Source organism: Brucella sp. NBRC 12950 (genome assembly GCF_030268145.1).
Classification (GTDB): Bacteria; Pseudomonadota; Alphaproteobacteria; order Rhizobiales; family Rhizobiaceae; genus Brucella.
Window position 1 is genome coordinate 212,632 of sequence record NZ_BSQC01000003.1, and the last position, 14,105, is coordinate 226,736.

Below are 14,105 nucleotides of genomic sequence, written 5' to 3' on the forward strand. Positions count from 1 at the left end.
GAAAGTTTCAAGCCTTGTGCCTCGCTCGGTTTTCCATGTTGTTACAATTTTTAGGACAGTAAAGCATTAGCACCAGAATTCGCTATTGTTGCATCAAAGACCAATAGATCCCGCAGAAACGTTAATCATACATTTTTGATCTTTGTTGGTCTTTGCAGCAGTTTTGGCACAGGCGGCAAGTAAAGCGTGATTAGCTCTTACAAGTTTATCCGAGCGGACCAGGCTACTCCAACCTGATGGACTAAACGCTTGCATAAGCCGAGATCCAGCTGTCCAACCATTCTCTTTGAGTACAATTGTAGCAACCGTCTCGTCGAAATCTCCGGGAACGATCTGTGGACCAAATAACACGAGTAATATCCCAACGATAACGCCTATACCACTGAAGCCTGTGAGCATTCGGTTTTGGCGGTCGCGATGACGGGCGCTCCTAAGTTGAGAGTTCAACATTTGTCTTAATTGCTTCAAATCCGCCGTCTCCCGCTCTAGCTGAAGAACTGTGCTGCGAACCAAACTGACGGCGCGTTGCTCTATGAGAGTTGCCATGGTCTGCGGATCCTGGTGCAGAACAGGCATGCGTTCAATCTTGTGAAGGATTTTCGCAATCTGGGCCAGTTGCTTTAATATCTGCGCAATTTCAGTATTGTAATCGTGAACACCGCCATGTCGGTCGAATTCTTCGAAAGCAGCCTCGACGCCTTTGCGGATGATTGTCATTTCACGGCTGAGATCACGCGCAACTGCATCCACAGTATATCGCAAACTATCGAAGGCCAAGGCGGGATCTGTTGAACCAGTTTCTGGTGCGGCCTGCGTCGAGGCGGTTATTTCTTTTGATACGGCCATGATAATCCCTCTACAGCTTAAGAACCAAATCGCGATCATGCTCTCGCACATGACGAATTCGTTGACGAAGCTCCTGAGAAAGGCTCTCGTGTCCACCCAGGACATAATGAAATCCCAGAGCTTGCCTTTGAGTGCGTAACTCCGCCTCAATCAGAGGGTTTTCAGAGAGGCTCTTCACTAGTGCATGCATCTGCCGCTCGACCTTTCGGCGATCATCGCGCGACCTCCAATCACAGAGGTGGCTATGTTGGATTTCTAATGTTTGCCAGCGCTCAATAAAGCGTTGCGCCCCTATCTCCGGATCAATTCGCGCTAAGTTTTCACGTCGCATACTCGCAACGAGGCGCGTAACGCGCTCCCGACCACTGAGCTCAGTTAGGCTGCGCGCTGCTTCAGGATCATGCTGCAAAGCGGACTCTAAAAGCACTCGCTTGCCGGTCCCCAACTCGTCCAGCTTATTTCCTGCATCCCGCAGTTCTCGCCTTTGTGTGGAGAGAACAGGAAGACCTTCGTTGATGTGACGTTCGATTGAGCTATAGGCTCGTGCGTAGCGATCAACCGCTACCTCAAGCGGCAGCAGGCGCCGCGTACGTTCAGCCAAAGCATCATTGCTTTTTCGAGAGCTAACGTATCGTGCGTCGGCGCCAGTAACCATCTGATGCAGTGAAGACTCGTAATGGATTAAGTCCACCTGAGCAGGTTCTGTATGAACTTTGAGCTTAAGGCCATCAAACATTCCGAGAGGTGTTTTACCAGTCACGGAAGGTGTACAGAGCGCCTTTTTTTCAGTTCGCTCTTTCTCGCGACTATGCCGTAGGGCGGGGATGTTCTGCGTAAGATTGGCTTGCTCCACCCGCTCAAATATTTCCAAGGCCATTGCGGCAGTAGTTCGTTGTATCGGGTGGCGGGATCCAACAATTGCCGGGTTATAGTCGATAACATTTTGTTTGATGCCTGACCGAGACAGCCGACGCGCCATGTGATCGAAAGCCATTTCCTCCTCGGTAACCACTTTCCACTTATTACGATGCGTCGGCGTTCCGTTTGACAGCACCAACGGATCAGAACCCTGGTGCTTGAGACCAATCGTATCTCCTATTTTTGGTGCAACGAGTTTCATAGCCCTTTCAAGATCAACACCCCATACCGTATTCCGTCCGATCCCCTCCTCTTCCAGTGTGACGAAGTAACTGAGCTCCTCGCTCGCGCGATGTTCGAAAGGAGCTTTACCATGCTCTACAAGGCGTCCGATTTTCCGCGACATATCTGGACGATGGAATGCGTCCAATGCAGCATATAACTTAACGTCCTCACGATGGCGGGTCATGGCGACATAGGTCAAATGCCGATCCATCGTAGCTGAAGCCAGCACAAAACTTCGGTCTACGGTCGCACCCTGATTTTTGTGGATCGTTGTTGCGTAGCCATGGTCAAATGAGCAATAGTTCTTCGTAGAAAATCGAACCATTTCGCCAGCTCGATCATCCAAGGTGACGCACATAGCGGAAATATTTCCCGCCCGGTCTGCTTGAATACTCGAGACGGTCCCGAGCATCCCGTTTCTGACACCGAGATTTCGGTCGTTCTTAAGAAAGACAAATCTGTCTCCCGTTGCAAAACCCCTTTTGCCAAGGCTTGTTTCGACAACCGCCTCGCTGCGTTCTGCTGTCTCGGACAAGCCTTTTTTCCCGACCTTTATTTCGCTAGAGTACTCAACGCGCGACAGCTCACCACGCTCCATCAGCGCCGAGCGGATTGCTTCGTTTATTGCGCGTACATCCACGCGCCGATGCGCCATGACCACGCGCGTTCCTAGCGGTCGTTCAAACCGATCAGCAAGATAATCCAAGACAATTGATTTACAGGCTGTCTCTTGGTCAGCAAAGAAATGAACTGCACCCTGATCTCTATAGGCTGCAAGCGCTGTAGATGTATCATGCGTCGCAAATGCAACTGAAGCTTCCTTCTGCCAGTCTGCTCGCTGCCGTCGGATCTCAGTCAGTTTCGCATAACCCGTTTCCTCAGCAATGGCTCGGAACGGAGCACCGGCACCGATTGCCTGTAACTGTTCGTGGTCTCCCACGAGAACGATCTTGGCACCCCGCGATTCAGCCTCAAATATCACACGGCTCATTTGCTGTGTTCCGATCATGCCCGCCTCATCGAGGACAAACACGTCACGACGGTTCAGATTGCAACGTTCTTGCTGCCATCCGTACTCCCAGGAGGCAAGCGTTCGGCTTGGTATTCCAGTCGCTGCCTCCAGCCCTTCAGCCGCTTTTCCAGACAGGGCCGCCCCATGAACTGCGTGGCCCTTTCCTTCCCAAGCTCGTCGCGCTTGCGCAAGCATGGTCGATTTCCCCGCACCCGCATATCCAACCACGACGGCGATCTGTTCAGGCCCAGTGACGTGTTCAACCGCCGCCATTTGCTCCAGTGACAGCTGTATCGTTTCGCGACATTCCTTTTGATCTTCCGAAGAATGCCACTCCGCATCATAGGAGCATGACTCACGCATAAGCATCGAAGCTTTCAACATGCGAGACTCAAGGTCCATCATCTCGCGCGTCGTGTAGCCGGCCGACGCCGATTTCCTGTGATCAGGATCACTGCATTTGTCTTCAAGTTCGACAAGTTCACGCGAAGACAACACGCGTGCAAACGCGTTTTGAAACTCACTAGGATCCCCATTAAGATAGCGATGCAGCGTTCTTGCAATATCCTGGCGATTAAACACAGATTTCTCATCAGTAATAATCGACAAGACTTGCGCGGGGTGTTCGCGAATCAAGGTTGCATTCTGTGCGACGGACGCTGCACTCAGCCGTGCCCGTTCCAAGTCAGATCCGCGGCGCTCAATCTGCGTTGCGTGCACGCCAATATGAACTGTCGGCTCAATCCGGTATCCGCGGTCCCAGTGCGAGCGATGATCAATGGTCCGACCGCATCCGGACACCGCAAGATGTGTGTTTGCAATGTTTTCCCAACAACGCCTGAGGTCGGCAATTTGCACGTCGGTTGTTGGACGATTGCGAGCCATCAACCACTTATTTTCGCGTTCAATTAGAGTCTTCTCACCCAAGCCTGTGGCTGTAACTTTTCTTACGGTCATCATTAGGTGAACATGGTGATTGCGCACGTCGCCTTCCCGATGAGGCTCGTGAACGGCAAAATCCACGGCAGATTCATAACGGTTTGCCAGGACCTGCGCGATAGCCTGAGCAGCATCCAAACGTTGGGCAGCCGTTAATTCGTGTGGCAATGCAATCTCAAATTCGCGTGCGACTCGAGCATCTTTGCGCTTCTCAGCAAACTCTGCGTTATTCCAAAGCTTTTCACGATTGTATGCCCAAGGCGCTTTCACGTGTTCCGGCAGAACGATCTGCGAATGAATCACACCCTCTTTGCGTGAGAAATCATGAGTGACACCATCGCGTTCATTTAAGAGCTTCGCAGCGGCGCGGTAGGCGATCGCTGCAACCGCACTGCGACCCTTTCCACGTGATACCGGCTTCATGCTGAAGTGATAGATCGCCACGCGAACTTCCTCTTCTCGGCTTTTAGGCTACATCTGATCTTAATCCGAGCTGGAGACCAACTCGTAAGTGCGCCCTTAGCAAAATTCTCCCTCTGGCCTGGCTTTCCCAATACCGACACGTTTGTCGTCCTTCTCAATCAAACCTGCGCATCAGTGTGACGTTTTTGCCTGCCATTTTCAAAGCCACACTCTTGGGAGTGACAACGGTCCCGTTTCCGCGCTCTGATAAGGGCAACAGGAGGATCACGATGACGCACAAAACGATTGAAGAGCGACTGGCACAACTTGATGCTCAGCGAAGCGCACTCAAATTGCGGCTTTCAAAACAGGAACGCGCGAATGAAACTCGCCGCAAAGTGCTGATTGGAACATTCGTTCTACAACGACTGGAGAGCAATGACGATCCTGAATTCTCGCGCAGACTGCGTGAGTGGTTGCGCCGGGAGCTACCCAATTTTTTGCGGCGAGAAATAGACCGATCCCTGTTTCAAGATTTGATCGGAACAGCACCCGACTTGCAACCACTCCAGACCCCAGGAGAATTAGCGAAATGAGCCAGATTCGGCAGGCATCCGTAGCTTTCAGGACCATGCTCAACGAGGCACGGCGCGATCCCATCTGGGCGATCACTCAACTCGCTTTTCTGCCTATTCGTGCCATCAAAGCACTGATCGGCGGTATCGTTCTCCTTGGGATCGTTGGACTGTTTTGCTGGAGCATTTCCACCGGTCTGCTTTTTGTTACCCATCTGGAAAATAATCCAATCGCCAACGCGATCGTCGTTTTCGGTGTGACAGCAATTCTGCTTGCTGTCGCATTCCGTCTATTGACCAATCCGTTGATCACCCATTTCGGAAGTCTGGACGGCAAAACGCACGGTACGGCTCGTTTCGCCAGTACGAAAGAAATCGCTGCTCTTTCTCAAATCAATTCTGGCTTGTTGATCGGGCGCGATGTCAAAAGCGGAAAAAAGCTTCGCTACGATGGTCCCGGGCATCTTCTGACGATCGCTCCAACACGGACCGGAAAAGGCGTCGGTACCGTCATTCCCAACCTGCTGACTGCCAATCGCTCGATCATCTGCGTAGATCCCAAAGGTGAGAATGCCAAAATCAGCTACCAAACCCGGCAAAAATTCGGAGCGGTTTACGTCCTTGATCCATTTGGAATTACCGATCGGCCTTCAGCCGCATTCAATCCCCTTTCTATGCTGGATTCTACCGGCCCCGATCTCGCAGAAGACGCAAGCACACTTGCCGATGCACTCGTCTTCGAAGAGCCAGGAGTATCGGTGGAACCGCACTGGAATGAGGAAGCAAAGGCACTGATTGCTGGCATTATTCTCTACGTGGTTTGTCATGCGGTCGCCGGGGAGCGTACCCTCACAAATGTGCGTTCACGCCTCACTTCAGCTCCCGATACTTTTCTCGAAATGCTGCGGCAGATGCAGCAATCTCACAGCGCGCACGGACTGATCGCTCGTGCTGCAAATCGTCATCTTTCAAAATCTGATCGAGAAGCAGCCGGAGTACTATCTGCTGCGCAGCGCCACACACATTTTCTCGACAGTCCTCGCATGGCGTCAGTGCTTGATCGAAACGATTTCAGCTTCATCGATTTGAAGGATACGCCGGCATCGGTGTTTCTCGTTCTTCCGCCCGACCGATTGTCTACATATTCCAGATGGCTTCGCCTGTTAATTGCACAAAGCCTAACAGACATGGCGCGCGATCTCTCGACGCCGACGACGCCGGTGCTTTACATGCTGGATGAATTTGCGGCCCTGGGAAATCTGGCACCCGTCGAACGAGCGATGGGGCTTATGGCAGGCTATGGTGTTCAACTCTGGCCGATTCTTCAGGATATACATCAATTGCGCGCCACATATGGGAAACGCGCCGGCACTTTTCTTTCAAACACTGCTCTGCTACAGGTCTTCGGCGTTAACGACCACGACAGCGCGCGACACATCTCTGACCTTCTTGGCCAGCAGACAATTATATTTGAGACCAAGAACCGATCGTTGGATGCCGAAGAGACCGGGATTTCTTATTCAGCCCATCACACGGCCCGATCATTGCTTACTCCCGATGAGGTCCGCAATCTGCCCTCACATCTGCAACTACTATTCCTAGCCGGTCAGCGCCCAGTCATAGCTCAAAAGCTGTCCTATTATGCAGACCCCGACCTAAGGACGCTGCTCGATGTGCTTTGAAGTGTGTATCAGTTTGTTCCGGCACCCATTGTGCCGGAACGATCGGGGGAACGCAGCTTATTTCTTGAACAGAGACTTTAATGTTGCCGGCTGGCTCCGAAGATATTGCGGTGCAGCGGTGACTTCGCCACCAAGGAGCGCGGCTGCGTGCCAAGGCCAACGTGGATCGTAAAGGATAGTGCGTGCCAATCCGATAAGATCAGCGTCACCCGTGGCAATGATTGCTTCTGCCTGAGATGGCTCAGTAATCAGGCCGACTGCAACAACGGGCATTTTTACCGCCGCTTTCAACGCGCGTGCAAATGGTACCTGGTAACTCGGAGAAACTGGGATCGTCTGCTCGACATGCAATCCTCCACTCGACACATTGATGGCGTCGCAACCTCGCAACTCGAGCTCCTTCGCAAACGCGATCGTCCCATCAATATCCCATCCACCATCAACCCAGTCGGTTGCTGAAACGCGAACAGAAACTGCTTTTTCTGCCGGAAAGGCGGCTCGAACAGCATCAAATACTTCAAGCGGGAAACGCATGCGGTTTTCCAAGCTCCCGCCGTATTCATCAGTCCGTTGGTTAGATAGCGGTGACAGGAACGAATGCAGAAGATAGCCGTGCGCAGCATGGATCTGCACCGCATCAATTCCAATACGCGCTGATCGGACAGCGGCTGCAGCGAACGCATCCCGGATCTCGCTCATACGATCGCGGCTAAGTTCAGTAGGGACAGAATCTGCTACATTGAACGGTACCGCTGACGGGGCTTCGGTTCGCCATCCATTCTCGGCGCCAGCTGCAATCTGCTTTCCGCCTCGCCAAGGAAGATCAGTTGAGGCCTTGCGACCAGCATGGGCAAGCTGAATTGCGATTGGGGTCGTCGACCACTTCCGGATCCCATCCAGAATTTTCCGCATGGCTGCCTCAGTAGCATCGTCGTAAAGACCAACATCGGCATAGCTGATACGTCCCTCGGGAACGACCGCTGTTGCTTCAATCGTGAGCAATCCAGCCCCTGATAATGCAAGTTGCCCCAAATGGATGAGATGCCATTCGGTCATGCAACCATCCACTGCTGAATAGGTGCACATCGGTGCAATAGTGATGCGGTTTTCAAGTTCTAGATTACGAATCTTGAATGGCGTGAAGAGCTGCGGTGCTGGCATAGGGCTCACTTTAACGACGAGTTATGGATGTCATAATCTGCCCGCTTTTATCTTACGCTGACGAGCGCAAGCGTACGGACAAAATGCGAAGGCTTCAGTAATATAGATCGACACAAAGCCCACCTTAACTAACGCGGGCAAAGGTACAGGTCAATCCATACCTTAGACTTGCATAGTCGTTATGGTTTTCATATGAGTGTACAATGCCTGAGCTTCTTGCCCAACCCTCGCGTGACGAACTTGATCTGAGTGTCGTGTTTTCGGCTTTATCCGACCCACTGCGTCGGACCGTAATCGCTACGCTTGCCACATTACCAGATGGCAGCGAGCGAAATTGTTCGTCGTTCGGTTTTCCTGTTGCTAAAGCCTCTCTCACCCATCACTTCAAAGTACTTCGTGACGCGGGGTTGATCAGCCAGGTGGACTACGGGAACCGCCGCGCATCTTCGCTCCGAAAAGAAGATATTGAAGCGCGCTTCCCCGGCCTTCTCGCGATGCTCATTGCGGAATTTAAACATCGCGGCGGGCTTGAGCGATCAAATCCGCAACTGGACGAATGCTGAAATGTGTAGCCCGCCTTTCGGCGGGCTTAAGTGTTTACCGTATGGTTCCTGGGCGGTTCCAGATGATGGTGAAGGTATTGGGATCATCCTGGCCTGTAGTCGGTCCAAGATTGGCGTGGATGCGGCGGGCGAGCTCAGGTGTATCGATCATCAGCGCGATATAGGTGTTACCTGTTGATTTGACTGTTCGGATCCAGGCAGCACCTACTTCGGCACGGTTTGACAGGATACGATAGTCCGGCGATTTCTCGCTGGTCTTTGTGATCGGCACCAGCTTGATGGGAGCGTCGATGGTTAGAGTGCGCAAGAAACCTTCGTAGGTGCCGTTTTCTTTGTAGGTGACGTAACCGATTGCAGACATTGTCTTACTCCTTAACCGAAGGGACTATTCCCTTCGTAAGAGATCGGTCGAACAGCTGATAAAGCGGATGCGCCAAGGTTTGGTTGAGCGTGTTTTGCAGCGTAGCGGCCGCGAGGAGACGAGAAGTCGGGGAAAACACGCGTTGCGTCAGCACAAGCATGGCCTTGCGCATTCGCTGAAGCGGTTCAGATTTAAGACGAAGTGAATATAGCCCGCAATTATGGAGCAAGCGAACCTGCCAACGGTCTATCCCGGGCAATAGAACTGACTGCTCAAGTAATTGGAACTCGGGAAGCTTCTAGCTTTTCAAGTGAAGAAACGCGTGCGCGATAAGCAGGTTGAATCTATCTTAATAGTCTCCGAACTGGCCATGTCGGGATTGGGATCGGCAAAGCATCCTAACCGGTTTAGCGATAATATTGATCGAAGACGAAAGCGCTCCACTGCAGCAGCTCGGCTCTGGCACCACCGATGGTTAAGATAATCAGCATCATGCCCTGCGAAATCACCCATTCACAGCTGAACCGGCGACTTTCGCGAACCATTTTCCACATGGCGCCACTTGGTCCCTACCGTTCTCGCAACGCTTCGCTTGCCCTGTTGAGCGGTTTGATCAGGTAATCAAAGACTGTCTTGCTACCAGTATGAATATCCACCGTCGCAACCATTCCTGGAACGATGGGAAAGCGTTCTCCATGCTTGTTTAAAAGCGCATCTGTCTCGGTCTTGATGAACACGCGATAATAATAATTTTCAGGCTTCGCTTCATCCTGGATCGTGTCGGCCGAGATGCTGACAACCTTGCCTTCCAATCCACCATAAATCGCATAATCATATGCGGTCACCTTGACGGTCGCACGCTGATCCGGGTGAATATAAGCAATATCCCGCGGCGAGATGCGCGTCTCGATCAGCAGCTGTTCATCAAGCGGCACAATAATCATCAGTTTGCCATTCGGAGGCACCACACCACCAATGGTCGAGACTTCGATATTCTTGACGATGCCGCGCACCGGCGAACGCAACGTCAGACGCGCAAGCGCATCCGATCGTCCGCGAATAACCGATGAAAGCGATTCCACCTCGGCATTTGCCTTTGCAAGCTCCTCACGCGCCTGAACGATATAATCCGATTTGATCTCGGTTTCCTTGAGCTGCAACTCAACCAGCTGCCGTTTCAGGCGGATCACCTCCACATTACTGGCAGCACCCATTTTGCTTAGTGACTGGCTGATATTGAGTTCGTCTTGCACAAGCTTTTTGGATTCGGTGATCCATTCAAGCGAATCCTGCAGGCTGCGTGTACGCGCATCGAAAAGTCGTGTTTCTGCAGCCACCAGCATCGGAAACGCATCAAGCTCCGGCGAAAATTGCAGCTCAGTCTGGCTGACTTCAGCAGTTAGCCGCGCAGAACTTGCCAAAGCCGCACGATATTTGGCGGCACTTTCCTGCACGCTTGATTCTGTAACGGTCGGGTCGAGCTGCGCCAGAATCTGCCCCGGCTCCACCACGTCATCCTGTCGTACCATGAGCTTGGCGACAACGCCGCCCTCAAGTGACTGAATGACCTGTTCCTGCGAAGTCGGCACCACTTTACCTGTCCCGTTAGAGACTTCATCAAGCAAAGCCCAATAGGCCCAGCCCACCAGAATGATGAAGAAAACGAAGACGAGCCGAACAAAGCGCTTCTTCTTCTTGAGCTGAAGCCCTTGCTCGCTTCCGTTTACCCAGGCACCAAAGTCTCCGCCGATGGCTGCCATGCTGTATCCCTTCCGGATCACGCCTGTTTAGGTGTTTCTACCTTGCTCATGCCCAGCAATGTCTGCAGACCGCGTTCCTTGCTGTCGTCCAATGCAACCTGCCCGTTCTCAACGACGATCAGCCGCTGCACGAGTTCGAGCACGCGCATTCGGTGCGTCGCGATAATGACCGTGCGGCCGACACTCCATTTCGCGAATTGTTCGATAAAATGCCGCTCTGTGGCCTCGTCCATAGTTGATGTCGGCTCATCGAGAAGTACAACCGATGGATCGCGGATCAAAAGTCGTGCCAGCAAAATGGCCTGTTTCTGTCCCCCTGAAAGACCGCCACCACCTTCTTGAACCAGATGTTCAAGACCTTTCTGCAGGCGACGTACAAAGCCATCTGCTCCAACCATGGCAAGCACCCGCTGGATCTCCGCATCCGAAGCATCAGATGCACCCAGGGTGATATTCTCGCGCAAAGTGCCAAAGAACAGGCGCGAGTTCTGAGTCAGCAGACCCACATCCCGTCGCACATCCGCGGGATCTATTTGCGGCAGGGCAAGATCATCAAGCAGAACCTCACCTTCAGCTGCATCAAGCAGTCCGGAAAGAGCAAGCAACAGGGTCGATTTGCCCGCACCATTGCGCCCAAGCACGGCAATGCGATCTCCATGCTTGATCTTCAGATCCTTGATCAGAAGGACGGGGGTTGAGTTCTCATCGCCATAGCGGAAAATGGCATCCTTCAATCGATAAGAGCCGTCAATCTTCGGGCAGTGGATACGGGTTTCGCTATCGGGATGATCGACCGGCATTTGCATCAGCTGATCAAGGCCACGCTTGGCAATACGCGCATGTTGCAAGCGCCCCATGATCTGAGACAACTGACCCATCGGCGCCAACATGCGGGAGCCAAGAATAGATGCGCCGACGAGTGCACCCGTCGTCATGTCGCCCGAAATAATCAGTGGCGCACCCACAAAAACTGTCAGAGCATAAACCCCGCCCTGCACATTCTGCGTCCACACACTGAGACTATTGGTCAAGGCACGAAGCCTGATCTGTGCCTCACCCGTTACAGCATTGAAGTGGTTCCATTGCTGCTGAAACCGATCTTCTGCCTGTAGCCCTTTGATATCCTCAATACCCTGCACGGTTTCAACCAGCATGGCATTGCGAAGCGAGGCCTCACGCATGGCCGCATTGGCATAGGCTCTTAACCGCCGTTGCAGGAAAAGGCCTGGCAAGATCAGGAGAACGAGCGCGCCCAGCGGTATGAAGACCATCCAGCCAACAAGCGCCGAATAAATGACAAGGAACAGGAAAAAGAACGGAAGGTCGGCCAGCGCGGATACCGTCGTCGAGGTGAGCAATTCACGCACCTGATCAACGTCACGCAATTGCGCGATAAACGATCCTGTCGATGTCGGTCGCGCCCGATTGCGAACACGCAAGGCGTGACCGAACACGACATCGGACATCTGCAAGTCGGTCTGTTTGCCGAGCATGTCGATGATGCCCATGCGCGCACGGCGCATCATGAAATCAAAGAATATTGCCAGCAAAACGCCGCTGAACAACACGTAAAGCGTGTTGAACGATTGTGCAGGCACGACGCGATCATAAACCTGCATCGAGAATAATATGCCGGCGAGACCAAGCGTATTGGCAATCAACGAGGCAACCAGCACATGGCCATACGATCCGATATCGCGGAAAATAATCTTCCGTAGCCAGTTTTCTTCATACGGCTTGATATAGGCATCGACACGCGCATCAGGCACGGTTTTCGATGGTCGGGCAAGCACAACACTTTCTGTCTCAGCTAGAAGATCTTTCAGCGCAAACGGCTGCTCAAGCCCCTCTTCGCCGCTTAACCAGACACTCGCCTGCCCGTCCTTTGAAAGCGTATGCACCACTGCAAGCTGCTTATCCTTGAGCATCAGAACAAACGGCAGATGCCAGGTCGAAAGGGTGATCTTGGTTGGCTCAACAAGCCTGACACCCAGCCCCATGTGACGGGCCATAGCGCGAATTTTTGCTTTGTCGTCGATGTTGAGATCAGCGGCGGCCGCAAGCTTGGTTCCCTGCACGGATACAGGCATTCGGTAATGCTTTGCCACCAGTTCCAGCGCTTCGAGCCAGCCTTCAACATTGAAGCGTGATGGCGCCTCAGGCTTTGGTTGTTCGCCAATCAGACCAAGTTCAATCGACGGATCGATAATTGGAGGGTTCTCGCCACGCTTCATTGGTTGCTCCCGTCTCCCCGCAATGCCGATGCCTGAAGACCAAAACCTTGGCGCATTTTGCCTGAGCTATAGAGGCAGTTCAGATTGAGGCGCCTGATATCATGCACCGTGTTGGCTGACTGAAACCGGGACTCATGCAATTCCTGCTCGGCATTGAGCAGATCGAGCAACGTTCTTGTGCCCAGTTCCACATATTGTTCTCGATAAAGATCGCGGGTTTTCACCATCATACCGGCGCGCAATTCGAGCGATGACATAAGCCGGTTCAACGTACCGATCTGGCTTCGCGACTCCATGAGATTGCGTTCCATATCGATGCGTGCCGTGCTGATTGCCGATTCCGCTGCCTGAAGACCGTAAGCCGCAGCACGTTTGCGCGCACCTGTCTGACCGCCATTATAAAGGCTGGACGACACATTCACGCCGACCGAATATTCCGGCTGGCGATCATTGCTGGTCGTATTATCGCGGGACGCATTCAGATCATAACCCGTCGTCGCTTCAAGCGAAACGGTCGGGAAAGCCTCTGCTTTACTCGCTGCCAACTGTGCGACCGCCTCTTCTTTTTCAGCCTTCGCCTGCAGCATCGCCGGAACCTGATCCCAATCGGGTGCTGCAATGTCACAAGACTTGCCAAGCCAAGAAGGAACATCAGAGGAAGGATTTGCGCTTCCTCCGCCAATCATCGCAGCAAGCACAACCTGCCAGCGATTGAGTTCCGACTGATATTGAAACTGGGTCGCCATCGCCGCTTCTACACGCGCATCGGCCTGAACCTTGTCGGACATGGTGCTTGCACCCTTGTCCGTTCGCTCATTCACCAGGCCCGCAATGCGCTTAACGCCCTCGACCTGCTCCTGTGCTAAGGCCGAAAGCTTTCGATAGCGCTGGACCTCGACAACCGCACTGGCAGTGTCCCTTGACAGATTATCAACGGCAAGCAGCATACGGGCCTGATTGATTTCCTTGCCAGCACGCTCGGTATCAACCGCGCTCGAAACCTTGCCAAAATCATAAAGCAATTGCGAAGCGGCAACATTGAACTGTGGGCGCCAGCCTTCGCGATTATTGCTCTGATAGCCCGAATTCACACCGGCATTGAGCTTTGGGTAATAACCGGCCTGCGCCGCCCTGATCCGTTCGTCGGCCTGATAAATACGGTCTGAAGCTTCATTGATCGTTGGATGCCAGCCGACAGCGCGACGGACCGCGGTTTCCATTGTAAGGGAACCACGGTCCGACACCTTGGGAGTGCTGGCGCTTGTCACGTTTGCCCTGTCAACAGCAGGTAAGGGGGTTGAACCCGCCATTGACAGGGGCCGTGAGGCCTCGGTGTTTTTTGACTGCGTCAGCGTCTTCTCGCCCAAAGCAAGATTGTTTGCAGACATCTGGCACGCAGCCAAAAGGCATGAAGTAAACGTTATGGT

Annotated in this window: 10 protein-coding genes; 3 read left to right on the forward strand and 7 right to left on the reverse strand. The window is 52.9% G+C overall.

The window, feature by feature from the left end:
- Window positions 1-93 precede the first annotated feature (93 nt).
- Both QSJ70_RS06460 and traA read right to left on the reverse strand, forming a co-directional pair.
- Window positions 94-846, reverse strand: coding sequence for a DUF6118 family protein (locus QSJ70_RS06460; protein ID WP_285535194.1), 753 nt, complete (start codon window positions 844-846; stop codon window positions 94-96).
- Window positions 847-856: 10 nt separating this feature from the next.
- The gene (gene traA / locus QSJ70_RS06465; protein WP_285535195.1) at window positions 857-4,384 is read right to left on the reverse strand and encodes a Ti-type conjugative transfer relaxase TraA; all 3,528 of its coding nucleotides are present in this window, start codon (window positions 4,382-4,384) and stop codon (window positions 857-859) included.
- 248 nt (window positions 4,385-4,632) lie between these two features.
- On the opposite strand from traA, the gene QSJ70_RS06470 reads away from it, so the two are divergent.
- Entirely contained in the window at window positions 4,633-4,938 is a 306-nt protein-coding gene (locus QSJ70_RS06470; RefSeq protein ID WP_285535196.1) for a mobilization protein, read from the forward strand.
- Window positions 4,935-6,599, forward strand: a complete 1,665-nt coding sequence (locus tag QSJ70_RS06475) for a type IV secretory system conjugative DNA transfer family protein (protein ID WP_285535197.1) — start codon at window positions 4,935-4,937, stop codon at window positions 6,597-6,599. The genes QSJ70_RS06470 and QSJ70_RS06475 overlap by 4 nt, the downstream gene beginning before the upstream one ends.
- 57 nt (window positions 6,600-6,656) lie before the next feature.
- Here QSJ70_RS06475 and QSJ70_RS06480 read toward each other — a convergent pair whose 3' ends face one another.
- Window positions 6,657-7,760: an NADH:flavin oxidoreductase/NADH oxidase gene (locus QSJ70_RS06480; RefSeq protein ID WP_215778020.1), complete on the reverse strand. Its 1,104-nt coding sequence runs from the start codon at window positions 7,758-7,760 to the stop codon at window positions 6,657-6,659.
- 203 nt (window positions 7,761-7,963) lie between these two features.
- Here QSJ70_RS06480 and QSJ70_RS06485 point away from each other — a divergent pair, with 203 nt between their 5' ends.
- Window positions 7,964-8,323 carry an ArsR/SmtB family transcription factor gene (locus QSJ70_RS06485; protein ID WP_215778019.1) on the forward strand — a complete coding sequence of 120 codons (360 nt, stop codon included), beginning with the start codon at window positions 7,964-7,966 and terminating at the stop codon, window positions 8,321-8,323.
- Window positions 8,324-8,357: 34 nt separating this feature from the next.
- Here the strand turns inward: QSJ70_RS06485 and QSJ70_RS06490 are convergent, their stop codons facing one another.
- The 4 genes from QSJ70_RS06490 to QSJ70_RS06505 form a co-directional block, all read right to left on the reverse strand.
- Window positions 8,358-8,684, reverse strand: a complete 327-nt coding sequence (locus QSJ70_RS06490; protein ID WP_215778017.1) for a DUF736 domain-containing protein — start codon at window positions 8,682-8,684, stop codon at window positions 8,358-8,360.
- 569 nt (window positions 8,685-9,253) lie between these two features.
- Complete coding sequence (locus QSJ70_RS06495; RefSeq protein ID WP_215778013.1) at window positions 9,254-10,444, reverse strand: HlyD family type I secretion periplasmic adaptor subunit; 1,191 nt, start codon at window positions 10,442-10,444, stop codon at window positions 9,254-9,256.
- 17 nt (window positions 10,445-10,461) lie between these two features.
- On the reverse strand, window positions 10,462-12,678 hold the full coding sequence (locus tag QSJ70_RS06500; protein ID WP_285535198.1) for a type I secretion system permease/ATPase: 2,217 nt from the start codon (window positions 12,676-12,678) through the stop codon (window positions 10,462-10,464).
- Window positions 12,675-14,066: a TolC family outer membrane protein gene (locus QSJ70_RS06505; RefSeq protein WP_285535199.1), complete on the reverse strand. Its 1,392-nt coding sequence runs from the start codon at window positions 14,064-14,066 to the stop codon at window positions 12,675-12,677. Before QSJ70_RS06505 ends, QSJ70_RS06500 begins: the two co-directional genes overlap by 4 nt.
- Window positions 14,067-14,105: the final 39 nt, after the last annotated feature.

Excerpts from the sequence above, each read along its gene's own strand:
- QSJ70_RS06460 (WP_285535194.1), bottom strand. The coding sequence starts at position 846 with ATGGCCGTATCAAAAGAAATAACCGCCTCGACGCAGGCCGCACCAGAA.
- QSJ70_RS06500 (WP_285535198.1), bottom strand. The coding sequence starts at position 12,678 with ATGAAGCGTGGCGAGAACCCTCCAATTATCGATCCGTCGATTGAACTT.
- QSJ70_RS06495 (WP_215778013.1), bottom strand. The coding sequence starts at position 10,444 with ATGGCAGCCATCGGCGGAGACTTTGGTGCCTGGGTAAACGGAAGCGAG.
- QSJ70_RS06475 (WP_285535197.1), top strand. The coding sequence starts at position 4,935 with ATGAGCCAGATTCGGCAGGCATCCGTAGCTTTCAGGACCATGCTCAAC.
- QSJ70_RS06485 (WP_215778019.1), top strand. The coding sequence starts at position 7,964 with ATGCCTGAGCTTCTTGCCCAACCCTCGCGTGACGAACTTGATCTGAGT.
- QSJ70_RS06480 (WP_215778020.1), bottom strand. The coding sequence starts at position 7,760 with ATGCCAGCACCGCAGCTCTTCACGCCATTCAAGATTCGTAATCTAGAA.
- QSJ70_RS06470 (WP_285535196.1), top strand. The coding sequence starts at position 4,633 with ATGACGCACAAAACGATTGAAGAGCGACTGGCACAACTTGATGCTCAG.
- QSJ70_RS06505 (WP_285535199.1), bottom strand. The coding sequence starts at position 14,066 with ATGTCTGCAAACAATCTTGCTTTGGGCGAGAAGACGCTGACGCAGTCA.
- QSJ70_RS06490 (WP_215778017.1), bottom strand. The coding sequence starts at position 8,684 with ATGTCTGCAATCGGTTACGTCACCTACAAAGAAAACGGCACCTACGAA.